The organism is Arthrobacter sp. NicSoilB8 (genome assembly GCF_019977355.1).
In the GTDB taxonomy this organism is placed as follows: Bacteria; Actinomycetota; Actinomycetes; order Actinomycetales; family Micrococcaceae; genus Arthrobacter.
In genome coordinates this window covers 273,987-297,299 of sequence record NZ_AP024655.1, presented here as the reverse complement: position 1 = coordinate 297,299, position 23,313 = coordinate 273,987, and the positions used below count along the sequence as shown (strand labels likewise).

The 23,313-nt window shown below is 68.5% G+C and carries 21 protein-coding genes; 3 read left to right on the top strand and 18 right to left on the bottom strand.

The window, feature by feature from the left end; all coding sequences use genetic code 11:
* Nucleotides 1-128 precede the first annotated feature (128 nt).
* From LDO15_RS01375 to lysS, 5 genes are all read right to left on the bottom strand, one after another.
* Complete coding sequence (locus LDO15_RS01375; RefSeq protein ID WP_223983212.1) at nt 129-2,252, bottom strand: prolyl oligopeptidase family serine peptidase; 2,124 nt, start codon at nt 2,250-2,252, stop codon at nt 129-131.
* Between the two features lie 233 nt (nt 2,253-2,485).
* A complete protein-coding gene (locus LDO15_RS01370; RefSeq protein WP_223983209.1) occupies nt 2,486-4,978 on the bottom strand; it encodes an ATP-dependent Clp protease ATP-binding subunit in 2,493 nt (830 codons plus the stop codon).
* 387 nt (nt 4,979-5,365) lie between these two features.
* Nucleotides 5,366-5,692: an Lsr2 family protein gene (locus tag LDO15_RS01365; protein ID WP_223983204.1), complete on the bottom strand. Its 327-nt coding sequence runs from the start codon at nt 5,690-5,692 to the stop codon at nt 5,366-5,368.
* 157 nt (nt 5,693-5,849) lie between these two features.
* Entirely contained in the window at nt 5,850-6,032 is a 183-nt protein-coding gene (locus LDO15_RS01360) for a hypothetical protein (protein ID WP_223983201.1), read from the bottom strand.
* 2 nt (nt 6,033-6,034) lie between these two features.
* The gene (lysS, locus tag LDO15_RS01355; RefSeq protein WP_223983199.1) at nt 6,035-7,567 is read right to left on the bottom strand and encodes a lysine--tRNA ligase; all 1,533 of its coding nucleotides are present in this window, start codon (nt 7,565-7,567) and stop codon (nt 6,035-6,037) included.
* Between the two features lie 131 nt (nt 7,568-7,698).
* Between lysS and LDO15_RS01350 the strand changes: the two genes are divergently transcribed.
* The 3 genes from LDO15_RS01350 to LDO15_RS01340 all read left to right on the top strand — a co-directional run bounded on the left by LDO15_RS01350 (nt 7,699) and on the right by LDO15_RS01340 (nt 10,359).
* On the top strand, nt 7,699-8,745 hold the full coding sequence (locus tag LDO15_RS01350; RefSeq protein WP_223983196.1) for an alpha/beta hydrolase: 1,047 nt from the start codon (nt 7,699-7,701) through the stop codon (nt 8,743-8,745).
* 58 nt (nt 8,746-8,803) lie between these two features.
* Nucleotides 8,804-9,430 (top strand): thymidine kinase, encoded by a 627-nt coding sequence (locus LDO15_RS01345; protein ID WP_223983193.1) that lies wholly within the window; start codon nt 8,804-8,806, stop codon nt 9,428-9,430.
* A 95-nt stretch (nt 9,431-9,525) separates the two neighbouring features.
* The gene (locus LDO15_RS01340) at nt 9,526-10,359 is read left to right on the top strand and encodes an alpha/beta hydrolase (RefSeq protein ID WP_223983190.1); all 834 of its coding nucleotides are present in this window, start codon (nt 9,526-9,528) and stop codon (nt 10,357-10,359) included.
* 100 nt (nt 10,360-10,459) lie between these two features.
* On the opposite strand, the gene LDO15_RS01335 is transcribed toward LDO15_RS01340, so the two are convergent.
* The 13 genes from LDO15_RS01335 to tilS form a co-directional block, all read right to left on the bottom strand.
* Nucleotides 10,460-11,968, bottom strand: a complete 1,509-nt coding sequence (locus LDO15_RS01335; protein WP_223983187.1) for a DHA2 family efflux MFS transporter permease subunit — start codon at nt 11,966-11,968, stop codon at nt 10,460-10,462.
* Nucleotides 11,969-12,187: 219 nt separating this feature from the next.
* Nucleotides 12,188-13,090 (bottom strand): pantoate--beta-alanine ligase, encoded by a 903-nt coding sequence (panC, locus tag LDO15_RS01330; RefSeq protein WP_223983184.1) that lies wholly within the window; start codon nt 13,088-13,090, stop codon nt 12,188-12,190.
* A 1-nt stretch (nt 13,091) separates the two neighbouring features.
* Nucleotides 13,092-14,012, bottom strand: coding sequence for a DUF2520 domain-containing protein (locus LDO15_RS01325; RefSeq protein WP_223983181.1), 921 nt, complete (start codon nt 14,010-14,012; stop codon nt 13,092-13,094).
* Entirely contained in the window at nt 14,005-15,756 is a 1,752-nt protein-coding gene (locus LDO15_RS01320; protein ID WP_223983178.1) for a PH domain-containing protein, read from the bottom strand. Before LDO15_RS01320 ends, LDO15_RS01325 begins: the two co-directional genes overlap by 8 nt.
* An 18-nt stretch (nt 15,757-15,774) precedes the next feature.
* A complete protein-coding gene (locus tag LDO15_RS01315; protein WP_223983175.1) occupies nt 15,775-16,287 on the bottom strand; it encodes a PH domain-containing protein in 513 nt (170 codons plus the stop codon).
* Nucleotides 16,268-16,792: a DUF3180 domain-containing protein gene (locus tag LDO15_RS01310; RefSeq protein ID WP_223983172.1), complete on the bottom strand. Its 525-nt coding sequence runs from the start codon at nt 16,790-16,792 to the stop codon at nt 16,268-16,270. Before LDO15_RS01310 ends, LDO15_RS01315 begins: the two co-directional genes overlap by 20 nt.
* Nucleotides 16,789-17,343 carry a 2-amino-4-hydroxy-6-hydroxymethyldihydropteridine diphosphokinase gene (gene folK / locus LDO15_RS01305; RefSeq protein ID WP_223983169.1) on the bottom strand — a complete coding sequence of 185 codons (555 nt, stop codon included), beginning with the start codon at nt 17,341-17,343 and terminating at the stop codon, nt 16,789-16,791. The genes LDO15_RS01310 and folK overlap by 4 nt, the downstream gene beginning before the upstream one ends.
* On the bottom strand, nt 17,340-17,699 hold the full coding sequence (gene folB, locus LDO15_RS01300; RefSeq protein WP_223983166.1) for a dihydroneopterin aldolase: 360 nt from the start codon (nt 17,697-17,699) through the stop codon (nt 17,340-17,342). Before folB ends, folK begins: the two co-directional genes overlap by 4 nt.
* Nucleotides 17,700-17,712: 13 nt before the next feature.
* Nucleotides 17,713-18,660, bottom strand: a complete 948-nt coding sequence (gene folP / locus LDO15_RS01295) for a dihydropteroate synthase (RefSeq protein ID WP_223983162.1) — start codon at nt 18,658-18,660, stop codon at nt 17,713-17,715.
* 11 nt (nt 18,661-18,671) lie between these two features.
* Nucleotides 18,672-19,316, bottom strand: coding sequence for a GTP cyclohydrolase I FolE (folE, locus tag LDO15_RS01290; protein ID WP_223983159.1), 645 nt, complete (start codon nt 19,314-19,316; stop codon nt 18,672-18,674).
* A gap of 9 nt (nt 19,317-19,325) precedes the next feature.
* Nucleotides 19,326-21,404, bottom strand: coding sequence for an ATP-dependent zinc metalloprotease FtsH (gene ftsH, locus LDO15_RS01285; protein ID WP_223983157.1), 2,079 nt, complete (start codon nt 21,402-21,404; stop codon nt 19,326-19,328).
* A gap of 197 nt (nt 21,405-21,601) precedes the next feature.
* Nucleotides 21,602-22,153 (bottom strand): hypoxanthine phosphoribosyltransferase, encoded by a 552-nt coding sequence (hpt, locus tag LDO15_RS01280; RefSeq protein ID WP_091255514.1) that lies wholly within the window; start codon nt 22,151-22,153, stop codon nt 21,602-21,604.
* 30 nt (nt 22,154-22,183) lie between these two features.
* Complete coding sequence (gene tilS, locus LDO15_RS01275; RefSeq protein ID WP_223987671.1) at nt 22,184-23,221, bottom strand: tRNA lysidine(34) synthetase TilS; 1,038 nt, start codon at nt 23,219-23,221, stop codon at nt 22,184-22,186.
* Nucleotides 23,222-23,313: the final 92 nt, after the last annotated feature.

Sequence of the window (23,313 nt, the reverse complement as noted above, 5' to 3'; positions counted from 1 at the left end):
CAGTTTCGGTCACAGCCCAATCTTACGGGTGAGCTTGTCGCACCCCTGCCTTGGCCCAACTGGCTCGCAGCAGGGGCCGTTTTGAGCGTCCATAACGGCCCCTGCTGCGAGCCAGTTGGGCAGGGGGCTCAGAGGCCCAGTTCGTCCGGGACCGGCAGATCCTTGTCCAGCAGGTTCCTGGCCAGGAAGTGCTCCACCACGCCGTACCAGACCTTGGCGTGCTGCGGCTGCAGGACCCAGTGGTTCTCGTCCGGGAAGTACAGGAAGCGGTGGTCCGTCTCGCCGTTCGCGTCGGCCGCCAGCTGCGACTTGGCGAGCAGTTCGTACCAGAGCCGCAGGCCCTCGCCGATCGGCACGCGGTAGTCCTTGTCGCCGTGGATGACCAGCATGGGAGTCCGGATGTTTTCAACATGGTGATGCGGGGAGTTCGCCAGGGCCATCTCGGCCGTCATTTCCTTGAGCCAGTACTGCGCCGCGTCCGTAGTGGGGCCGAACTGGTCAAGGGCCCAGAGGCTGGCGTGCGTGACGATTGCCTTGAAGCGGTCCGTGTGCCCGGCGACCCAGTTGGCCATGTAGCCGCCGAAGGAGCCGCCCATGGCGGCCGTGCGGGTTTCGTCGATGTCCGGCCGCTGCACGACGGCGTCGGTGATGGTCATGAGGTCGGTGAAAGGGGCCTTGCCCCATTCCCCCCAGCCGCGCTGGATGTGCTCCTGGCCGTAGCCGGTGGAGAGGGCGGGGTCCGGCAGCAACACGGCGTACCCGCGGGCCACCAGCAGCCACGGGTTCCAGCGCCAGGTCCAGGCGTTCCAGGACCCCAGCGGTCCGCCGTGGATCCAGAGGAGCAGCGGCGCCGGGTTCGCGGCGGACGCATCGTCCGGCAGGGCCAGGTACGCGGGCACCCGGGCGCCGTCGGCCGCCGTCGTCTCCACACGCTCGAGCGTCCCCTTGCGCCGGGGGCGCTCCGCCGGTGCGGGCAGGCGGACTGCGCCGCCGCCGTCGAGGTCGATCCGCACGGGTTCTGCCGGGAATTCGTAGGAGCTGCGAAGCGCGTAGGCGCTGCGTCCGTCCGGTGCGACCACAACGTCGCTGTAGGCGGCGGCGTCGGCCGTCAGGCGGGTCACCCGGGCAGGTTCGCCGGGCTCCGCCGCCACACCGATCCGGAAGACCGGCGCGGCGCCGTCCTCGTCTGCGGTGACCAGCAGGGCAGATCCGTCCGGCAGCCAGGCGGCGGGGTGGGCCCATCGGTCCCAGTCGTGGGCCAGCGGCGTCAGCGCGCTGGCGCCTGCTGCCTGGCCGGCGACGTCGAGGAGGTGCAACTTGACCTGCGGGGCCGCGAACGGCGTGGTGTCGCTTTCGCTGACGACCACCAGGCTCCGGTTGTCCGGGCTGACGGGGCCCGGGAAATAGCTCATGCCTTCCGTGTCCAGCAGCACCGTCCGGGTGCCGGTGGCGACGTCGACGGCGACCAGCACGGAGCGTGAGTCGGCGTTCGCGAGCGGCTTCGTGAGGCTGCTGTAGATGGTCCTGCCGTCGGGGCTGATCACCGACGTGGCATCCCTGAGCCGGCTACCGGCGTCGGGGGTCAGGTTGCGGAGGTTCAGCGGCGGCGCGGCGTCGACCGTCGTCGGTTTTCCGCCCTCGAGCCGCTCTCCGGGTTCGACGGCGAACAGCCGCGGCTGCGCCGGGCCGAGGTCTGCGTCCCAGTATCGGACGGGGTAGCCGCTGTGCAGGATGGCGGCAACCTTGTTGTCCTTGCGGGCCTTGCGGCGCTCTTCGTCGTTGTCCTCGCCGGTGGAGCCGGCCAGGACCGAGGCCGCGACCACCAGGGTGTCGGCGTCCCTGGCGGCGAGGAGTCCGCTGATTCCGCCGGCGCGGGATAGCGCCACCCTGGCTTCGCCGCCGCCGGACGGGAGCATCCAGAGGGCGTTGACCGGATCTGCGTCGGGAGTCTCCGGGTCGGGACGGGCGGAGGTGAAGTAGAGGTCGCCGCTGCCGGCGAACACCGCGCCCGCCTCGCCCTTGGCGCTGCGCGTGATCCGGCGGGCCTGCTTGACGCCGTTCGGGTCCACCTCCCAGAGGGCGGTGCAGTATTCGGTGCCCTTGGCGCCGAGCGTCGCCACAGTAGTGACCAGCCGCGTCCCGTCCGGGCTCAGCGCCAAACCGCTCACTCTGGGGATTGCGAGGTAGTGGTCCAGGTCGTGGAAGGGGGTCTCGGGTTGTTCGCTCAGGGTCTCTGAGTCCTTGGCAGCCATGCACCGATTCAACACCTTTTGTGGCGCCCATCACAGCAAGTTCACTGAGAGTGAAACAGTGCTTTCAGACTCTGGGCTGCAGGCGCCGTCGGCGAGCGGTCACGCGGCAGGTGCCGCCGGCGTCGAGCAGGACGCGGGCCTTGAGCGGGACGCGGATGGCATAGCGGGACGCGGGTGGCACAGCAAAGGCCCCGCCCTCCGTTTCGGGAGAGCGGGGCCCTGGCCGTGAGTGCTTAGACGCTCGGAGCGATCTCCGGGATGCGCGGCTTGGCATTGCCGGCGAAGGTGAACTTTGCGTTGTCGCCCTCGCCTTCAACATCCACCACGACGATGTCGCCGGAGTGCAGCTCGCCGAAGAGGATCTTCTCGGAGAGCTGGTCCTCGATCTCGCGCTGGATGGTGCGGCGCAGCGGCCGGGCACCCATGGCGGGATCGTAACCGCGGGTCGCCAGGAGGATCTTGGCCGCGGGCGTGAGCTCGATGCCCATGTCCTTGTCCTTGAGGCGCTTCTCCAGCCGGGCGACGAACATGTCCACGATCTCGATGATCTCGTCCTGGGTCAGCTGCGGGAAGACCACAACGTCGTCAACACGGTTCAGGAACTCGGGACGGAAGTGCTGCTTGAGCTCCTCGGTGACGCGGGCCCGCATCCGGTTGTAGCCGGTCTGCGTGTCCGTGCCCGACTGGAAGCCGGTGGCGACGCTCTTGGAGATGTCCCGGGTGCCGAGGTTGGTGGTCATGATGATCACGGTGTTCTTGAAGTCCACCACGCGGCCCTGGGAGTCGGTCAGACGGCCGTCTTCCAGAATCTGCAGCAGCGAGTTGAAGAGATCGGCGTGCGCCTTCTCCACTTCGTCGAACAGAACAACGGAGAACGGACGACGGCGGACCTTTTCGGTCAGCTGGCCGCCCTCTTCGTAGCCCACGTAGCCCGGAGGGGCACCGAAGAGCCGCGACACGGTGTGCTTCTCCGAGTACTCGGACATGTCCAGCGTGATCAGGGCGTCCTCCTCGCCGAAGAGGAATTCGGCCAGGGCCTTGGCCAGCTCGGTCTTGCCGACGCCGGTGGGGCCGGCAAAGATGAACGAGCCGCCCGGACGCTTGGGGTCCTTCAGGCCTGCACGGGTGCGGCGGATCGCCTGGGACAGGGACCGAATGGCCTCGTCCTGGCCGACAACGCGCTTGTGCAGCTCATCTTCCATCTTCAGCAGTCGCGAGGACTCTTCCTCGGTCAGCTTGAAGACCGGGATGCCGGTGGAGTTCGCCAGCACCTCGGCGATGAGATCCTCATCCACCTCGGAGATGTCGTCCATGCCGCCGGTCTTCCACTGGCGTTCCTTCTCGGCACGCTCGGCAATGAGCTTCTGCTCCTTGTCGCGCAGCGAGGCGGCGCCTTCGAAGTCCTGCGCGTCAATCGCGGATTCCTTCTCCAGCTTCATGGCGGCGATTTTCTCGTCCATGATCTTGAGCTCCGGCGGGGCGGTCATCCGGCGGATGCGCAGCCGCGCGCCGGCCTCATCGATCAGGTCGATCGCCTTGTCCGGCAGGAAGCGGTCCGAGATGTAGCGTTCGGAGAGGCTGGCCGCCGAGGCGAGGGCGCCGTCGGTGATGGTGACGCGGTGGTGCGCCTCGTACCGGTCGCGCAGGCCCTTGAGGATCTCGATCGCGTGCGCGACGGAGGGCTCCTTGACCTGGATCGGCTGGAAACGGCGTTCCAGCGCCGCATCCTTCTCGATGTGCTTGCGGTACTCGTCCAGCGTGGTGGCACCGATGGTCTGGAGCTCGCCGCGGGCCAGCATGGGCTTCAGGATCGAGGCCGCGTCGATGGCGCCCTCGGCGGCACCGGCACCCACCAGGGTGTGGATCTCATCGATGAACAGGATGATGTCGCCGCGGGTGCGGATTTCCTTGAGGACCTTCTTGAGGCGCTCTTCGAAGTCACCACGGTAGCGGGAGCCGGCCACGAGAGACCCGAGGTCCAGCGTGTAGAGCTGCTTGTCCTTGATGGTTTCCGGGACATCGCCGCGGACGATCGCCTGGGCCAGGCCTTCGACGACGGCGGTCTTGCCGACGCCGGGCTCGCCGATCAGCACGGGATTGTTCTTGGTGCGGCGGGAAAGGACCTGCATGACGCGTTCCATTTCCGATTCGCGCCCGATCACGGGGTCCAGCTTGTTTTCGCGGGCAGCCTGGGTCAGGTTCCGGCCGAACTGGTCCAGGACGACGGACCCGGCAGGGGTTCCCTCGGCCTGGCTGGAGCCGACGCCGGCACCCGTGGATTCCTTGCCCTGGTAACCCGAGAGCAGCTGGATGACCTGCTGGCGGACCCGGTTGAGGTCGGCGCCGAGCTTGACCAGCACCTGGGCGGCCACGCCTTCACCCTCACGGATGAGGCCGAGCAGGATGTGCTCGGTGCCGATGTAGTTGTGGCCCAGCTGCAGGGCCTCGCGCAGCGAGAGCTCCAGCACCTTCTTGGCGCGCGGGGTGAAGGGGATGTGACCGGACGGGGCCTGCTGGCCCTGTCCGATGATCTCCTGCACCTGCTCGCGGACACCGTCGAGCGAAATGCTCAAGGATTCAAGGGCTTTGGCCGCAACACCTTCTCCCTCATGGATAAGACCCAAGAGGATGTGTTCGGTACCAATGTAATTGTGGTTCAGCATGCGTGCCTCTTCTTGGGCAAGCACAACTACGCGACGGGCACGGTCCGTAAATCGCTCAAACATTTCGCCACACTCCTAGCTACGACGTACTTTGATGCTACGTGGCCGGGTTCCAGATTTGGGGCTTGTTCGCCACAGGGGAAACCGGAGGGTTTGCGCACCCCGCTCCGATGCTGTCCGGATCCCCTCCCCGCCGGCCGGGAAGCCGCCGGGTGAGACGCCGCCGGGACAACGGCGAGGCGCCGGGAAGCGGGTCGGGACAACGATCGGGCCAATGCTCAGGTGCCCTGGTCGGCAACGGCGCCGCGGTCCGGGCCGCGGCCGGGAAAACCGGAGCCGGCGCACCGCCGTCGGTACGCCAATGCCCCCGCCATAAAGCGGGGGCATTGGCAATTGATGAGCAAACTTGATACCGGGCTTTGATACTGCGTCCTGGCGCGGAGTCTTGGGCTAGGAATTAGCCTTTTGGTAGGCTTCCTGAATTTCAGCCTGGATACGTCCGCGGCTGTTTACCGCATAGCCGTTGTCCCGCGCCCACTGACGGATCTGGGCAGAGTCCTGATTCCGTCCGCTGGAAATCTTGGTGCGCGTGGCGCGTCCGCTGGATGTCTTGCGTGCGTGCGCCACAAATCGCTCGACAGCGGAGCGCAGTTCCGAAGCGTTGCTTGACGACAGGTCTATTTCGTAGCTCACGCCGTCAAGGCCGAACCGGACTGTTTCGTCCGCGGATCCCCCATCCAGATCATCAACGAGGATGATTTTAACTTTCTGTGCCATAAAAGACTCTCTTTCCAAAAGGACGAGTGTTTAGAAAAGCAGGACGTATCTGTTAAAAAGTATCCTCCGCTTTACGGCAGGGAGTCAAAGCGCAAAACTCAGGCCAAAGGAAACCTACAGGTCGCAATAGGCGGCCTTTAGTTCTTTGCGGCGGGAATTAGCCCCCGACGGGCCCGGAATCCTGCTCCGGGGTGTGGGCTTCCGCTCGGGCGACCGCTTCGGCATGTGCGCGGGCTTCTGCCTGGCGCTCTGATTTGTCGGCATTGAATATGGATTTCATGGCAAACCAGAAAAGCAGGCCTACGACGATGGGGGGCAGCAATACGGCGATGTAGTCCATGCTCAGTGTCCTTCGGGCTTCAGCAGCGGGAAAAGGATCGTTTCGCGGATGCCGGCGCCGGTGAAGAGCATGACGAGGCGGTCGATGCCCAGGCCGATCCCACCCATGGGCGGCGCACCGTATTCGAGCGCGCGGAGGAAGTCCTCATCCAGCTGCATGGCCTCCACGTCGCCCGCGGCGGAGCGGCGGGACTGCTCGGTGAGGCGTTCGCGCTGGATCACCGGGTCGATCAGTTCGGAGAACGCCGTGCCACGCTCCATGCCGCCGATGATGAGGTCCCAGGCTTCGATCAGGCGGCCGTCCTCGCGGTGCTGGCGGGCCAGCGGCTGGGCGGACGGCGGATAGTCGTAGACGAACGTGGGGTTGAGCAGCGTGGGCTCCACGAGTTCACCGAAGAGTTCGACAACGAGCTTCTCGGCGTCCCAGGCGGCGTCGACCTTGACCTCGTGCTTGGCAGCCAGTTCCAGCAGGTCGGCCACCGGGGTGTCGGGAGTGACTTCCTGTCCAACGAATTCGGAAAGTCCCGGGTAGACCGCCATCCAGGCCCAGTCGCCGTCGAGGTTGATCTCCCCCGCCTCTGTCTGCAGGACCCGACCCACACCGGCGGCGTCGGCGGCATCGAGGATGATCTCCTTGATCCGGTCCGCCATGACGAACTGGTCCGCCCACGCCTCGTAGGACTCCAACGTGGTGAACTCGGGGCTGTGCGTGGAGTCCACTCCCTCGTTGCGGAAGACCCGGCCCATGTCGTAGACACGGTCGATCCCGCCGACCACCGTGCGCTTGAGGTAGAGCTCGGTGGCGATGCGCAGCGTCATCTTCTGGTCGAACGCGTTCATGTGCGTCTCGAAGGGGCGGGCCGTGGCGCCGCCGTGAACCAGCTGCAGCATGGGGGTTTCGACCTCGACGTAGCCCTGGCGGTGCAGGGTTTCGCGGATGGAGCGGGTGATCGCGGCGCGGGTGTAGACCATCTCGCGGGCTTCGTCGCGGACGATGAGGTCCACGTAGCGCTGGCGGACGCGGGTTTCCTCGTTCAGCCCGGCGTGCAGCACGGGCAGCGGGCGCAGTGCCTTCGAAGCCATGGTCCAGGAGTCGGCCATGACGGACAGCTCGCCGCGGCGTGAGGAGATGACCTCGCCCGTGATGAAGACGTGGTCGCCCAGGTCCACGAGGGACTTCCATTCCGCGAGCGCTTCCTCACCGATGTTGGCCAGGCTCAGCATGACCTGCAGCCGCACGGCCTTGCCGTCGAGGCCGCCCTCCTGGAGGGTGGCGAAGCAGAGCTTGCCCGTGTTGCGGATGAAGACAATGCGGCCGGTCACGCCGACGACGGCGCCGGTGGTTTCGTCGGGCTGCAGGTGGGCGTACTTCTCGCGGATTTCCGTGAGCGAGTGTGTACGCTCGACACCCACCGGATAAGCCTCGACGCCGCGTTCGATCAGCTTGGCGCGCTTCTCCATGCGGATGCGCGTCTGTTCGCTGGCGTCGTGCGGCTCGGCGGCTTGGATCGGGGCAGGGGTGTTTTGGGAAGTCACAATCCCCAAGTTTACCGTCGATTTCGGCCCGGTCGGGTCCGGGCAGGTCCCCGGCCGGTTCGGCCGGGGCGGCACCCGCGGATCCCACGGGCCGCGCGCGGGGGACGGGGTGCGGGAATAGACTCGGGGCTGTGGAGACGTGGACTGTGGGGACCGACGACGGCGAGGGGCACCTCGAGCTGCACACCATTCGCCCGGCGGCGCGTGAGCGGGGCGGATCCGCCGCAGCCGGCGCCGCAGCGGCCGCCCCGGCCCAAAGGCCGCGGGGGGAGGGAACCGGCGTCGTCGTCGTGCACGGCACGCTGGTCACCGATACGCTCTACCTCCCGTTCGCCCGAAGGATGGGCCGGCTGCTGGGCCAGCCGGTTCACTGCTACAACCGGCGCGGGCGCGCCGGTTCCTCACCCCAGCCCGCAGGGTATTCCGCCGCCACCGAGGTGGCCGACCTGGCAGCCGTGCTCCGCGAGACCGGCGCGAGCGACGTCGTGGCGCACAGCTATGGCGGGTTTGTGGCGCTGCAGGCCGCCCGGAGCGTGCCGATCCGCCGGATGGTGACCTACGACGCCGCCGTCAGCCTCGCCGGGAACCTCAGCCAACGCTGGCGGCCCGAGCTTGAGCGGTCCGTGGCCGCCGGGAAGCTTGACGAGGCCTGGGCCCATCTGGTGCAGGGACTGGAGACGGCGGGCCCGGTGTCCCGGCTGCCCCTGGGCGCGCTGCGCATGCTGAGCATCCTTTCGGCCCGGACCAGCCTGGGTGCCGAAATGCGGGAGCTGCTGCCCACGGCCGTTGCCGAGATGCGGGCCGTTCTGGATGCCGATGCCGAACTCGCCGATTTCGCCTCGATCACCACCCCTACACTCATGCTCAGCGGCGGCTGGAGCCCTGCATACTTCGCCGAGACGGGCCGTCAGCTCGCCGACGCAGTTCCCGCGCTGAGCTTCGCCGTCGTTCCCGGGCAGCTGCACGAAGGTCCCATCCGGCCGGGAAACCGGCTCGCCCTCCGGGCGGCACGGTTCCTACTCGGCGGTCCGGGCGCCGCGGCTCCGGCCCCCGGCCGCGGGACGGGTCTGACGGCCGGCCCGGCGGCGGGCTTCGCGGCAGGCGCCGCGGCCCGCGGAATGCCGGGCATCACCGGGCGTATCCCGGCCCGTCTGCGGCGGTCCTGGCCGGGACGCTGACGGACCGCTGACGCGGCCTGCCGCTAGAATCGGGGGCGACCCTTTCGAAAGGACCCCCTTGGCCAAGCTCTATTTCCGCTACGGCGCCATGAACTCCGGCAAGTCGACGGGGCTGCTGCAGGCGGCGTTCAACTATGAGGAACGCGGGCAGCGGGTTCTGCTGGCCAAGCCGGACGTCGACACCAAGGGCGATGCCGACGTCGTGTCCCGGCTCGGCATGACCCGCTCGGTGGACTTCCTGGTCCCTGCCGGCGCGTCGGCCCGCAAGCTTTTCACCGCCCAAGCCCACGGCGATGACCCCGACGCCCTGCTCCAGCACGTGGACACCGCGCCGGTGGCATGCCTGCTGGTGGACGAGGCACAGTTCCTGGAGCCGGAGCAGGTGGACGATCTGTTCCGGATCGCGGTCCTGGACAACGTCCCCGTCCTCGCCTACGGAATCCGCACCGACTTCCGGACGCGCGCCTTCCCGGGGTCCCTGCGGCTCCTGGAGATTGCGCACACGCTCGAAGAGCTCAAGACCATCTGCCGCTGCGGACGCAAGGCCATCTTCAACACCCGCCGGATCGGGGACCACGTGGTGTTCGACGGCGACCAGGTCGCGATCGACGGCCAGGACGTCTGGTACGAGTCGCTCTGCGGCGCCTGCTACCTCGAGGTCTCCGGCGGCCGGCTGGGCAACTAGCACCGCCTCCTGCTGCGCCGTTTACTGCACTGGTTACTGCACCGACTACTGCACTGCTTACTGCACCCGGGCGTGTGCTCGGCTAGGCTCGGATCATGACCCGCGAGAACATCAGAACCCCCGACGGCGGAACCATCGAGCTTTTCAGCACGGGCGCCGAGCTCGCCTCGGCGGGTTCGGGCATCGTCGTCGTGCCTGCCTCGATGGTGACGGCCGCCGACTACACCCGTTTCGCGCAGAAACTCAGCGCCTCGCTGGGCCGGCCGGTGCACACTTTCAACCGGCGCGGCCGGGGCTCGTCCTCCCCTCAGCCGGAGAACTACACCCTGGACGTGGACATCCACGACCTCGACGCCGTCATGAAGCACACGTCCAGCACGGATGTGTTCGGCCACAGCTTCGGCGGGGCGGTGGCCTTGCACGCGGCCCGCACACTGCCGGTGGAACGGCTGGCTGTGTACGACCCGGCCGTGTCCGTCAACCACAGTGTCACGGCGGACTGGACCCCCGAATACGAACGGGCGACGGCGGCCGGCGACGACGACCGCGCACTCGCCGTCCTGCTCAAGGGCCTGGAAACCGGCAGCGCACTGTCCCGGATGCCGCTGTCCATGCTGACGCTGGCGAACAAGCTCTCGGCCGGCACCCCGATTGGCAAGCAGCTGCGTGACCTCATGCAGACCGGTGTGCGCGAGATCAAGGCAATCATCGCCGCGGACATGCCGGCCGAACCGTTCCTGGAGCTGCCGCTGGAGACGCTGATTATTGTGGGCGAAAAGAGCCCGGCCTACTTCGGTGTCGCCTGCGCCCAGATCCACGACGTCCTCTCCGGCTCCAGCTACACGATCCTGCCGGGCATGGGCCACGACGGCGTCAACAAGGCACCGGACAAGCTGATCGCCGAACTCAGCGCGTTCTACGCAGGCTGACCCCCACCAGACACCGCCCACCAAGCAACGCGGGGTCACTTAGCGCCCATTCCGGACGTCCGGACCGGCGCTAAGTGACCCCGCGTTGCTGTTGCGTGGGTTAGTGGGCGGCGGGCTGTGCCGCGCCTTCGGTTTTGCGCATCATGGCGGACAGCACGACGGCGGCCACGGCTATGATTGCCGCCGTCAGGAACGCCGCCTGCATGCCGGCGACCATGCCCGAGGCAGCGGCCACGAAGGCGTAGATCGAGACCAGGAGCGCCGTGCCGGCGGCGCCGGCCACCTGCTGCAGCGTGCTCATGATGGCCGAACCATGTGAGTACAGGTGCGGGGGCAGCGGGTTCAGGCCGGTTGTGAAGGCGGGGGTGAACAAGAGCGCCAGGCCCAGGCTCAGTGTCACGTGCAGGGCGATGATCCACCCCACCGGTGACGCGGCATCCAGCCTGGAGAACTGCCAGAGCGACAGCACCATCATGACCGAGCCCGTCACTGTCAGCGGCAGGGGCCCGACCTTGTCGAACACGCGGCCGATAAAAGGCCCCAGCAGGCCCATGGCGAGGCCGCCGGGAAGCAGCACCAGACCGGTCTCGAGCGATTTCAGGCCGCGGATTTCCTGCAGGTACAGCGGCAGCAGGATCACCGCGCCGAACAGCGCGATCATGGCCACGACAAGCAGCAGGACGGACACCGTGAACATCCGGAAGCTGAAGGCACGCAGGTCCAGCAGGGGCCGGTCGCTCTTTTGGAGCTTCAGTTGGCGCAGGACGAAGACCGCCAGGGCCACCACGCCGACAGCCAGCGCCAGCACGGCCGGAGTGCGGGATCCGGCGTCGCCGCCGCCGATCTGGCTCAGGCCGTACACCAGTCCGCCGAACGCGGGAACCGTCAGCACCACCGAGAGGGCATCCAGCCGGGTCTTCTCGGTCTCACCGATGTTGGTGAGGTATCTGGCCCCGATGGCAAGTGCGGCAAGGGCGATCGGCAGCACGAAGACGAACATGAACCGCCAGGAAAAATGCTGGAGGATCAGGCCGGAAACCGTGGGGCCCAGCGCCGGCGCCACCGATATGGCGATGCTGACGTTGCCCATGACGGCGCCGCGGCGTTCCAGCGGCACGAGCGTGAGGATGGTGGTCATCAGAAGCGGCAGCATGATGGCCGTGCCGCCGGCCTGGACGATGCGGGCCAGCAGCAGGACCTCGAAGCCCGGCGCGACGGCTGCCAGCAGTGTGCCGCCGGAGAACAGCCCCATGGCCAGCATGAACACGGCGCGGGTGGACAGCCGCTGCAGGATGAACCCGGTGGTCGGAATGACCACGGCCATGGTGAGCATGAAGCCCGTGGACAGCCATTGCACGGTGGGCGCATCGACGTTGAGATCCACCATCAGGCGCTGCAGGGCCACGTTCATGATGGTCTCGTTGAGGATCACAACGAAGGTGGCCACCAGCAGCGTGACGATGATGGTGACGGACTCCCGGGACATCTTCACCGGCCCGGTGGCCACAGTGGGCGCGTTAGACGCGGGCGGCGTCGCCGGTCCTGCGATGGCGGGGGCAGCGCCCGGTCCGGCGGTGCCGGCGGCGTTGGAAGAGACGTCTGTTGACATGGGGATTCCCTCAGGGCGGTGGGTGTGGGTCCGGCGAGCGTCGGCGCTGCTGCAGGTTGCAACAGTCTAAGCCCCGCCCGAATTCCCTCCGCAAGCAAAATTCCGTCGCCGGACATGCAACGCGGGGTCAGATACGGCCCATGGTTGGGGGCAACATGGCCCGGATCTGACCCCGCGTTGCTTCTGCCGGCTGGGTCAGGCAGTCAGGATTTCAAGCAGTCAGGAGTTCAGGGGCGCGTTGTCGATGAGCCGGACGGGACCGACCTTGGCGGCAATGATCGCCAGCGCCTCGCCGCGGAAGGGGGTGTCCCTGCAGTTCTCCGCGAGGGGCTCCAGGGTCCGCGGGTCCACCACCTCGAAGTAGTCCAGTTCCACCAGCGGCTGGGAGCGGACCAGGGCCTGCGCGGATTCGATGTCCAGGGGCTCATGCGCGGCGGCGCGGTCCTCGATGAGCCGCAGAGCTCGGGAGAGGACCAGGGCGGCCTCGCGCTGGTCCGCGGAGAGGAAGCGGTTGCGGCTGGACAATGCCAGGCCGTCGGCTGAGCGAACGATGGGCACGGGCACGATCTCCACCGGGAAGTTCAGGTCTGCCACCATGCGCTGGACCAGCGCCAGCTGCTGCGCGTCCTTCTGGCCGAAGTAGGCGCGGTAGGCCGGCTGGCCGCCGCCGGGCAGGCCGGTCCCCGGGATGCCGTAGTGGAGCAGTTTCGCGACGACGGTCAGGGCGCCGTCAAAGTGCCCGGGCCGGGACGCGCCCTCCCACTTTTCGCCCAGGGGGCCCGCGGTGACCCGCACGAGCGGTTCCCCGCCGGGGTAGACCTCCTCGACGCCGGGCGCGAACGCCAGGTCCACGCCTTCGGCGTCGAGCAGGGCGAGGTCGGCTTCCAGGGTCCGGGGGTAGCGGTCCAGGTCCGCGGCTTCGCCAAACTGCAGGGGGTTGACGAAGATGCTGGCCACCACCACATCGTTCTGGGCGACGGCGGTCCTTGCCAGTTGGGCATGCCCCTCGTGCAGGGCGCCCATGGTGGGCACGAGCCCCTGGGACGTGCCGCCCTGCCGTGCCAGCAGCCGGGCGCTTGCGGCGCGGAGCTGGGCAGCCGTGGTGACGAGTTGGATTGCCATGTCAGGGTCCTTCCGGGGCGTGCGTCCCGTTCTGGTCGGGGCCGCCGAGCGCCTGTTCGATGCCGTGGAGTTGTTCCGGCTTCAAGAGCCCGCGGCTTCCTGCCCGGCGGGCTGTCGCCCGGGCCATGGCCAGGTACGCCTCAAGAATATCGCCGGCCGAGCCGCCGTCGTACTCGCGAAGGGCGCCGGCGTGCGCGGCAACCGTGCCGGCATCGCCCCGGGCAACCGGCCCGGTCAGGGCCGATTCGCCGGAGGCGAGCGCGTTCTCGAGCGTGGCGCGCAGCAGCGGGCCCAGCATCCGGTCCGGGGCGTCGACGCCGACTTCCCGGAGCAGCTGCGAGGCCTGTGCCACGAGCGTGACCAGGTGGTTCGAGCCGTGCGCGAGGGCCGCGTGGTAGAGGACCCGGTCGGCCTCTGCGATCGCGACAGGCTCGGCGCCCATTTCGACGACGAGGGCCTGGGCAATCGGCAGCATCGCGGCGTCGGCCGTGACGCCGAAGGTGCAGTCCAGAAGCCGCGTGAGGTCCAGGCTCATGCCGGTGAACGTCATGGCCGGGTGCAGCGCGAGCGGCACGGCGCCGGCGGCCCGGACCGGGTGCAGGATCCCGACGCCGAAGCGCCCCGAAGTGTGCGCCACGAGCTGGCCGGGCTGCCAGGCGCCGAGTTTGGCGAGCCCCTCCACGAGCGGGCCGAGGGCGTCATCCGGTACGGCGAGCAGGACCAGTTCGGCGCGCTCCACAATGTCCTGCACCTCCAGGACCGGGACCCCGGGCAGCAGTGTTTCGGCGCGTTCGCGGCTCGCGTCCGAAACGGCGGACACGCCGATGACGGCGTGCTCGGCTCCGCGCAGCGCCGCCCCCAGGACGGCACCGACCTTCCCTGCGCCGATGATCCCGACGCCGAGGCGTCCTGGTTTAGCCATGATGCGGGCCTTCCTGAGTGTGGTCTGCGGGGGGTGGGGCCGGCTCGATCGTCGGCTCCATCCAGTGTTCGCTCGTCTGGCGTTTGCGGGCGGCGCGGGCCCGGGCGGACTGGGCATCCAGCAGGTCCCGGGCCTCGTCGAGGCCGGCCTGGATAAGCCGCGGGGCGACCGGGCCTGCCGTGGTGTGCAGGACCAGGTCCGCCACCCGGAACCTCCGGGCGAGCGGCCCCTGTTCGAGCGCCATGGACTGGGTGCGCTGGTGCGGCACCACCACGAGGTTCCGCCACCACCGGCCGGACCTCAGGAGCAGTGCGGTCTCCGTCGCGGTGAAGCCGTTGCGCCGCCAGCCCAGCGGCGCAAGCAGCCGCGCCCGGCGCGGCGTGGTGACGAAGCCGCCGTCGGGGTCCTGGCCGGCTCCGTTGCTGGGTGTCCGGTTTCCTGGTGTTCCGGTTCCCGGCGTCCCGGCGTTAGGTATCCCGGAGGCGTCCGCGAGACCGCTGATTCCTGCCGTGAAGACGCCCACCGGATCCGTGGTTCCGGGATCCGGAAGCACGAGGGAGAGGATGGTCAGGACGTCGCCGAGGGATCCCACCGGGAGCAGCGTGGTCCGGGCCGAACCCTGCCCGGCGCTTCCCGCCAGGCCGTACCCGGCCACATTGACCTGGACCCGGTACCAGCCGAACATCCGCCACAGTGGCGGCTGGCTGACCTTCAGCGCCTGGATCCTGCCCGGGGGCACGGTCTGGGCCTGGGTGTCCAGCAGGCCGTACCGCAGCCGGATGCCGTCCCGTGACACGGCCGCGGTGAAGTTGTAGCCCTTGTTGAACGAGGACCAGTAGGCGGCGGCGAGGCCGATCGCGGCAGGAATCAGGAAGACCGTGAAATTCCGGTTCTCGGTGACGGCGGAGAGCAGCACGGAGGCGATGCCGCCGGCCACGATGGCCACGCTCTGTTCGCTCAGGAGCAGCGAGCCCATGAGGCGCGACGGCGGCACGGTCAGCACTGTCTGTTCCGGCGCCTCCGCGGCGGCCTCCGGTTGCCCCGGCTCCGGAGCCGAAGTCGGAGGCGAAGTCGAAGTCGGCGTCCGAGTGCCGGTCCCGGCGGCGGCGCCGGAGGCGCCGGCGAGAATTGTCGCGCGGAGCTGGCGGGCCTCGTCCGCCCGCAGATAGGCGAGGTGCACGGCGGATTCGCCGGCGTCGGCGACCTCGAACCTGAGCTCCGCCAGCCCGAAGATCCGTGCCAGAAATGGCTGGACGACGTCGATTGCCTGCACCCGGTCCAGCCTGGCCTGCCGTTGCTGCTTGAACAGGAAACCGGTGTTGACCCGCACGTAGCCCTCAGCCACCTGGTAGCGCGTGAAGTACCAGCTCAGGACAAAGCCGAGCACGGTCAGCAGGAGCAGCGCGCCGCCGCCAAGCAGCAGCCACGGTGCCCGCCCGGCGAACCGCTCGTCAAAGACCGGGCCGCCCTGAAGCAGGCGTTCGAACGTGTCGCGCCCAAAAAAGAACAGCATCGCAGCCAGCGCCACCCAGCCGTGGACAAACGGCGATGCCGGATGCACGCGCAGCCAGCCGGCGTCGCCGGTTCCCGCTGAACGCGTTCCGGTCCCGCGGGTTTCGCCGGTTCCCGCTGAACGGGTTCCGGTCCCGCGGGTTTCGCCGGTGCCGGCCATGGGGGTCACGTCAGCGCCGCTGCCGACCGCGGGCTCCCGGGCCGCCCCGGCACCCTCCGGTGTCAGCGCCATGCCGTCACGGCCTTCCCGTCACAGCCCGGCCAGCCGGGCTTCGCCGCGGGCGGAGAGCTGTTCGCGGAGCCGGGCTCCTTCGCTGGCGGGCAGGCCGGGGATCTCGGCATTGGTCCCGGCGGACGCGGTGTGAAGCTTCAGGGTGCACAGGCCCAGGGGACGCTCGACGGGCCCCACCGCGATGTCCACGTACTGCATCCGCCCGTAGGGGACCACGAGGGTGCGCTGGAAGAAGATGCCCCGGCGGATCAGGAGGTCGTCCTCACGCTCGGCGTAGCCGATCGAGCGCACCTGCCGGGGAATCAGCGCGAGCCGCCACAATGCCAGGAGCAGCCAGAGGGCGGGAACGGCAACGGCCAGCCAGACCGGCGGCCACGTCCACACGCCGGCCAGAACAAGGACCAGGGGAACGGACAACAAGGCAACCACGATCAGGTTTCCGAGCGCCCACTCCGCGAGGCGCACGGTCACGTACTTCGGTGACACCCGGAGCCAGTCGATGCCCGGAGGATCAATCGCCTCGGTACGCATATTCGCCTTCTGCCGTGGGCTTGTTGCGCTTTCCCGGCACGCCGTGCCCGGAATCGGCGTCGCCGTCCTCGGGCGGAATCCGGCAGAACCGCTCGACGACGAGCCCGACGATCACCATGATCAGCCCGCCGCCTGCCAGCGCGAGGGCCTGCCAGGTGATGTCGTGGCTACTGCGCAGGTTCCACAGCCGCAGCTGCTCCAAGATGATTCCCGCGTGCCAACCCAGCAGGACCGAGCCGGTGTAGGCGCAGGCCTGGGCCAGGACCAGGGTCCACGCCGCGAGGATGGGGTTGAGGATCTTCTTCTTCTTGCCGTTGCGCCAGCGGAGCACGCGGATGCCCAGCACCAAGGTGAGCACCACGATCACGCCCATGGTCAGCAGCCCCGTCAGCGGCAGCACCGGCGTGGCCAGGCTGTAGCGGCCGGCCAGCACGGTGGCCAACCAGCCGGCCGCCGCCAGGACCACCGCAATGGCCAGCAGGAGCAGGGGGTTGGTCAGCTTCACGGCCGCTCCACCGCACCGGAAACGCCGGTGGCGTCCGGGGCCGTGAGGCTCTGGAAACCGTCAAATGTCTCGAGGTCGGCGAAGTCGGCGGCTTTCGCGGCGAGGTCCGCGACGCGTTCACCGTTGAGCTCCGCCGCGGGATCGATCAGCGACCAGGGGTAGAGCACAAACGCCCGTTCCGCGGCCCGGGGGTGGGGCAGGGTGAGCTCGGGGTCGGAGCTGACGAGGTCCCCGTAGGTGATGATGTCCACGTCCAGGGTCCGCGGCCCCCACCGGACCTCGCGCACCCGCAGGTGCTTCTGTTCCACGGCGTGGCAGTGTTGCAGCAGTTCGCGCGGCGGCAGGGACGTCTCGACGGCGATCACCATGTTGAGGAAGTCCGGCTGGCCCGCGGGCCCGCCCACGGCCTTGGTCTGGACGATCGGCGAGATGGCCAGCAGGCGCACCTCCGGCGGGTCGACGAGGTCCGCGACGGCGGCGGACAGGGTGTCGTTGCGCTCCCCCAGGTTGCTGCCGAGCGCGATCACCGCGCGGGTGTAGAGCGGGCTCATGAACGCCTCCGGTGCACGCTGACGGCGACGTCGCCGAATTCGACCTCGATCGGGGCCTTGGGCTTGTGCACGGTGATGTCCACGGCGGCCACGGGAAATTTCTGCAGGATGTCCTCGGCGATCCGCACGGCCAGGGCCTCGATCAGGTTCAGCGGAACGCCGGTGATCCAGTCCCGGATGCAGCCGGCCACTTCGCCGTAGTGCGCAGTGTCCAGGACGTCGTCGGAGGCCGCGGCCTTGGTGAAGTCCAGGTGCAGCACGGCGTCAACGACGAACGGCTGGCCGTCGCGGCGCTCGAAGTCGAACACCCCGTGATGGCCGACGGCGGTGACGCCGGTCAGCGTGATCTGGTCCATGACGCCGGCCGGATCAGTCGGTGCCGGCGGCAGGACCGGGGGTTGCCGGGTGCGCCGGGGGTGCCATGCGGGCGGCGACCTTGACGGCGTCCAGGCTCGAACCGACGTCGTGCACGCGCACCGCCCAGGCACCGCGGAAAGCGCTGATGGCGGTCACGGCGGCGGTGGCCGCATCGCGTTCAACCGGCTGGGCGGCCTTGCCGGCGACGGTCAGGAGGCTGCCGAGGAAGCGCTTGCGGGAACCGGCGACGAGGACCTTGTGGCCCATGGCCTGCAGGACGTCCAAGTGCTGCAGGAGCTCCCAGTTCTGGGCATCGTTCTTGGCGAATCCCAGCCCCGGGTCCACAATGATCTGCTCCGGGGCGACGCCGGCGGCGTAGAGCTTGTCGCGGACACCGGAGAGTTCCGCGACGACGTCACGGGCGACATCCCGGTAGTCCGTCAGGGCGTTCATGGTGCTGGCGTCGCCGCGGCGGTGCGTCAGGATGTAGGGCGCCTTGGTGCGGGCGGCCAGTTCCGCCATTTCCGGCTCGATGGTCAGGCCCGAAACGTCATTGATGATCGCGGCGCCGGCATTCAGGGCGGCAGCCGCCGTCGCGGCGTGGGTAGTGTCGATGCTGACCAGGGCGCCGGCCTTGACCAGGGCCTCGATGACCGGCAGGACCCGGCGCTGTTCCTCGTCGACGCCGACCGGGGTGGCGCCCGGGCGGGTGGATTCGCCGCCGACGTCGATGATGTCCGCCCCGGCGTAGAACATCCGCAGACCCGCCGCGATCGCGGTGTCCGGTGTCGCGTGCGTGCCGCCGTCGCTGAAGGAATCAGGGGTGACGTTGAGGATTCCCATCACGAGGGTCCGGTCCGTGGGCAGGTCCTGGAACTTCGCCGCCGGGCGCGGTTTGCGCAGGACGGGCAGGGGCGAGGTTGCGGGGCCGGTGCCGGGGGCAGCAGCTAGGGAGTCCATAGTCTGTGTTCTTACCTTCCGAGTATGAGGCTCATGGCTTCGGCGCGGGTGGCCGGGTCGTGCAGTTGCCCGCGCACTGCGCTGGTGACGGTCTTGGCGCCGGGCTTGCGGATGCCCCGCATGGACATGCACAGGTGTTCGCACTCGACGACGACGATCGCGCCGCGCGGTTTGAGGTGGGTGACGAGGGCCTCGACGATCTGGGTGGTCAGGCGTTCCTGGACCTGCGGGCGTCGGGCGAACATGTCCACCACGCGGGCCAGCTTGCTCAGGCCCGTGACCTTGCCGTCATGGGAGGGGATGTAGCCGACATGGGCCACGCCGTGGAACGGCACCAGGTGGTGCTCACAGGTGGAGTAGAACGGGATGTCCTTGACCAGCACGAGTTCCTCGTGGTCGAGGTCGAACGTCGTGGCGAGGATCTCGGCGGGGTCGTGGTGCAGGCCGGCGAACATTTCCGCGTAGGCCTTGGCCACCCGCTTCGGGGTGTCCAGGAGTCCGCCGCGGTCCGGGTCCTCGCCGATGGCCAGCAGGATTTCCCGCACGGCCGCCTCGATCCGGGGACGGTCCACCTTGGATTTGGGATGATGGGCTTCCCCGTCCCCCGCCGAGGCAGCAGCGGGGGCGGGAACGTCGTCGTCGAAGTTAGAAGTCACAGAAGAAGCCTAGCCGGGAAGGCCGTCAGTCCCGATATCCGTAACACCGCCGCCAACACCGCCTTGGAAGGGTTCCTGACCGGGGACGCCCTGGGCATGCGGCGGCCGCGCGTCCAGGGGCTCTTCGAGCCGTGCCTGGGTGGCTTCCTCCTGCGCTTCGCGCTCCGCCTTTTCGCGCCGCGACTCCACCGGCCCGGCGGCCTGGACGGGGCGTGTCTCCTTCGAGAGCCACACTTCGCGGAAATCGCGCTTGCGGATGTTCTCGAAAACGTGTGCGATCTCGGCCTGGTTCAGCGTTTCGCGTTCGAGCAGTTCCAGCGCCAGCTGGTCCAGCACGTCCCGGTTCTCGGTGAGGATGGCGTAGGCCTCGTCATGCGCGCCGTCGATGAGGCGGCGCACCTCCTCGTCGACGATGTAGGCGATCTGGTCCGAGTAGTTGCGCTCGTGGCCGGCGTCGCGGCCCAGGAACGGCTCGCCGCCGCCCTGGCCGAGCCGGACGGAACCGACCCTTTCGCTCATGCCGAACTCGGTGACCATCTTCCGGGCGATTCCGGTGGCCTTCTCGATGTCGTTGGACGCGCCCGTGGACGGATCGTGGAAGACGAGTTCCTCTGCGACGCGGCCGCCCATGGCGTACGCCATCTGGTCGAGCAGCTCGTTGCGGGTGATGGAGTATTTGTCATTCTCCGGGACCACCATGGTGTAGCCCAAGGCACGGCCGCGGGGCAGGATGGTGATCTTGGTGACCGGGGCGGAGTTCCGCAGGGCCGCCGCGACCAGGGCGTGGCCGCCCTCGTGGTAGGCGGTGACCTTGCGTTCGTGTTCCTTCATGACCCGGCTGCGCTTCTGCGGGCCGGCCATCACGCGGTCGATCGCCTCGTCGAGTGCGCGGTCATCGATCAGGTTCGCGTTGGAGCGCGCCGTCAGCAGGGCGGCCTCGTTCAGGACGTTGGCCAGGTCCGCGCCCGTGTAGCCGGGGGTCTTCTTGGCAACAGCCTTGAGGTCGACGCCGGGAGCCATAGGCTTGCCCTTGGCGTGCACCTGCAGGATCTGGTCGCGGCCGATCAGGTCCGGGGCCTCCACCGAGATCTGCCGGTCGAAGCGGCCCGGGCGCAGCAGGGCCGGGTCCAGGACGTCGGGGCGGTTGGTGGCGGCAATCAGGATGACGTTGGTCTTGACGTCGAAGCCGTCCATTTCAACCAGCAGCTGGTTGAGGGTCTGCTCGCGCTCGTCGTTGCCGCCGCCGATGCCGGCGCCGCGGTGCCGGCCGACGGCGTCGATCTCATCGACGAAGATGATGGCCGGCGCGTTGGATTTGGCCTGTTCGAAGAGGTCGCGGACGCGGGAGGCGCCCACGCCGACGAACATTTCCACGAAGTCAGAGCCGGAGATGGAGAAGAAGGGCACGCCGGCCTCGCCGGCGACGGCGCGGGCCAGGAGGGTCTTGCCGGTGCCCGGAGGGCCGTAGAGCAGCACGCCCTTGGGGATCTTGGCGCCGACGGCCTGGAACTTGGCCGGCTCCTGCAGGAACTCCTTGATTTCCTCGAGTTCCTCGACGGCCTCATCGGCGCCGGCGACATCGCTGAAGGTCACCTGCGGCATGTCCTTGCTGACGAGCTTGGCCTTGGACTTGCCGAACTGCATGACCTTGGATCCGCCGCCCTGCATCCGGGAGAGCAGGAACCAGAACAGGACGCCGAGCAGCAGAACGGGCACCAGGAGGGAGAAGAGTCCGGAGAACCAGTTGTTTTCGAGCGGCTGGTCGGTGAAGCCGCCGGACGGTTTGGCGTCCGTGACCGCCTTGACGACGTCCTGGGCGCGGGCGTTGACAAAGTAGAACTGGACGTTCTTGCCCTTGTCCTGGCCGTCGATCTGCAGGTTGTCCTTCAGGACCAGGTCCACGCGGTTTTCGGCGTCGAAAATCTTGGCCTGTTCAACCTTGCCGGCGGAAGTCAGCAGTTCAAGGCCCTTGTCCGTGTCGATCCGGCTTGCGCCGCCGGGCGCCAGGGTGGCAAAGGCCAGCAGCAGCATGGCCACCACGACGACAATCCAGATCCCCGGGCCCTTGAAGAAACTCTTAGCTTTCATCTGTTCGGGGCTGGCCCCGTCCCTCCTGGTAGTGCTGCACGGCGACCGTTCTGCGCGCGTGTGGTGCTGCGTCAGGTTCTAGCTATACACCGTCGCACTAACTCACGCACGGTGAAGGGCAAAAGTTCCCTCTGGGCGTAGCGGGGCCCGGCGTCCTGCCGCCCGGGCCAGGGCGGGGGCGGCCCTGCGTGAACGATCTACTCGTAGACGTGCGGTGCCAGGGTGCCGACGAAGTCCAGGTTGCGGTACTTCTCGGCGTAGTCCAGTCCGTAGCCCACGACGAACTCGTTGGGAATGTCGTAGCCGACGTACTTGACGTCGATCTTGACCTTCGCGGCCGTCGGCTTGCGGAACGCCGTGCAGATTTCCACGGAGGCGGTGCCGCGGGATTCCAGGTTGGTCTTGAGCCAGGACAGCGTGAGGCCGGAGTCGATGATGTCCTCGACGATCAGGACGTCTTTGCCCATGAGGTCGGTGTCGAGGTCCTTCAGGATGCGGACCACACCGGAGGACTGGGTGCCGGAGCCGTAGGACGAGACTGCCATCCAGTCCATGGAGACGTGGCTGTGCAGTGCGCGGGCCAGGTCTGCCATGACCATGACGGCGCCCTTGAGGACGCCGACGATCAGGAGGTCGCGGCCCTCATAGTCCTTATCGATCTGCGCCGCGAGTTCCGTGATCCGTTGCTGGATCTGTTCCTTGGTGTAGAGAACGTGCTTGAGGTCTGCCTGGACGTCGTTTGAATCCACCAATGGCTCCTGTGTAGATGCGGGGTGCGACTATTTTCGGGGCGGCTGTTGAGGCCGGAATACAAGCTTCCCACAGCGTGCGGCTTCACGGGGAACACCGGCGGGGGCGGACGGCCGCTCCGCGAGGAGCTGCGCGAGTGAGAGCCGGTAGACGCTGACCGCGCCCGGAAGCTCCACCGGCCCGGCCGATCCCTGCCGGCGCAGCAGCGCTTCCGCCGCGAGGAGCCGCTGGTAGCTGGGCTGTTGACCGCCGACGGCGGCGGCGGCCTTGGCGATCACCCGGAACCTCACGGCCGGGGCCAGATCCCGCAGCGCGGCCTCCGGAAGGCTGATCTCCCCGCTGTCCTGCTGCCGGAGCCGGTCAAAGGTGTCGTTCGCCACGTCTTCCAGGTAATCGGCGTCGAGCTGCAGGATCGCGGCCGTGCGGGCGAGGGATTCGGCGACGCCGGGGCCGAGCTTGTCCTCCAGCAGGGGCAGCACTTCGACCCGGGTCCGGGAGCGCGCGTAGGCGGGATCCGCATTGGACGGGTCATGCCAGGGATCCAGGCCCTCCACCCGGCAGATCTCCAGTGTGTCCGCACGACGCAGGCCCAGGAAGGGGCGCAGGAGCCGGCCGCGGGAGGGCCGCATCCCGGCCAGGGACCGGGTGCCGGAGCCGCGCGCAAGTCCCAGCAGGACCTGTTCGGCCTGGTCATCGAGGGTATGGCCGAGCAGGATCGCTCCCGCACCGGCCTCGTCCGCGGCGGCCTCGAGGGCCGCGTGGCGGGCGTCCCGGGCAGCAGCCTCGGGGCCCATGCCGGTGGAGGCGACGTCGACAGTCCTGATCCGGACGGGAGAGAGCCCGAGGTCCTCAAGGGTCCGGGCCGTGGTGGCGGCGACCCCGGCCGAGCCCGGCTGCAGCTGGTGGTCCACGACGACGGCGCCGACGGCCACGGGGTGGCCGTCCACGTGGCCCCGGCGGGCGAAGTAGGCGGCGACGGCGGCGAGGGCCAGCGAGTCCGGGCCTCCGCTGCAGGCGACCAGGACACGTTCAGGGTAGCCGGCCCCGGCGAGGGCGTCCTGCAGCATTTTCCGTGCAGTGCCGACCACCGGCGCGAGGCGGCCGGGCCGGCGTCGCCCGCTGGAAACTGGCGCAGGACCGGCGGGGGTGCGGGCTGTCA

Coding starts and splice junctions, on each gene's coding strand:
- LDO15_RS01375 (WP_223983212.1), bottom strand. CDS start 2,252: ATGGCTGCCAAGGACTCAGAGACCCTGAGCGAACAACCCGAGACCCCC.
- LDO15_RS01370 (WP_223983209.1), bottom strand. CDS start 4,978: ATGTTTGAGCGATTTACGGACCGTGCCCGTCGCGTAGTTGTGCTTGCC.
- LDO15_RS01365 (WP_223983204.1), bottom strand. CDS start 5,692: ATGGCACAGAAAGTTAAAATCATCCTCGTTGATGATCTGGATGGGGGA.
- LDO15_RS01360 (WP_223983201.1), bottom strand. CDS start 6,032: ATGGACTACATCGCCGTATTGCTGCCCCCCATCGTCGTAGGCCTGCTT.
- LDO15_RS01340 (WP_223983190.1), top strand. CDS start 9,526: ATGACCCGCGAGAACATCAGAACCCCCGACGGCGGAACCATCGAGCTT.
- LDO15_RS01335 (WP_223983187.1), bottom strand. CDS start 11,968: ATGTCAACAGACGTCTCTTCCAACGCCGCCGGCACCGCCGGACCGGGC.
- panC (WP_223983184.1), bottom strand. CDS start 13,090: ATGGCAATCCAACTCGTCACCACGGCTGCCCAGCTCCGCGCCGCAAGC.
- LDO15_RS01325 (WP_223983181.1), bottom strand. CDS start 14,012: ATGGCTAAACCAGGACGCCTCGGCGTCGGGATCATCGGCGCAGGGAAG.
- LDO15_RS01320 (WP_223983178.1), bottom strand. CDS start 15,756: ATGGCGCTGACACCGGAGGGTGCCGGGGCGGCCCGGGAGCCCGCGGTC.
- LDO15_RS01315 (WP_223983175.1), bottom strand. CDS start 16,287: ATGCGTACCGAGGCGATTGATCCTCCGGGCATCGACTGGCTCCGGGTG.
- folK (WP_223983169.1), bottom strand. CDS start 17,343: ATGAGCCCGCTCTACACCCGCGCGGTGATCGCGCTCGGCAGCAACCTG.
- folB (WP_223983166.1), bottom strand. CDS start 17,699: ATGGACCAGATCACGCTGACCGGCGTCACCGCCGTCGGCCATCACGGG.
- folP (WP_223983162.1), bottom strand. CDS start 18,660: ATGGACTCCCTAGCTGCTGCCCCCGGCACCGGCCCCGCAACCTCGCCC.
- ftsH (WP_223983157.1), bottom strand. CDS start 21,404: ATGAAAGCTAAGAGTTTCTTCAAGGGCCCGGGGATCTGGATTGTCGTC.
- tilS (WP_223987671.1), bottom strand. CDS start 23,221: ATGCTGCAGGACGCCCTCGCCGGGGCCGGCTACCCTGAACGTGTCCTG.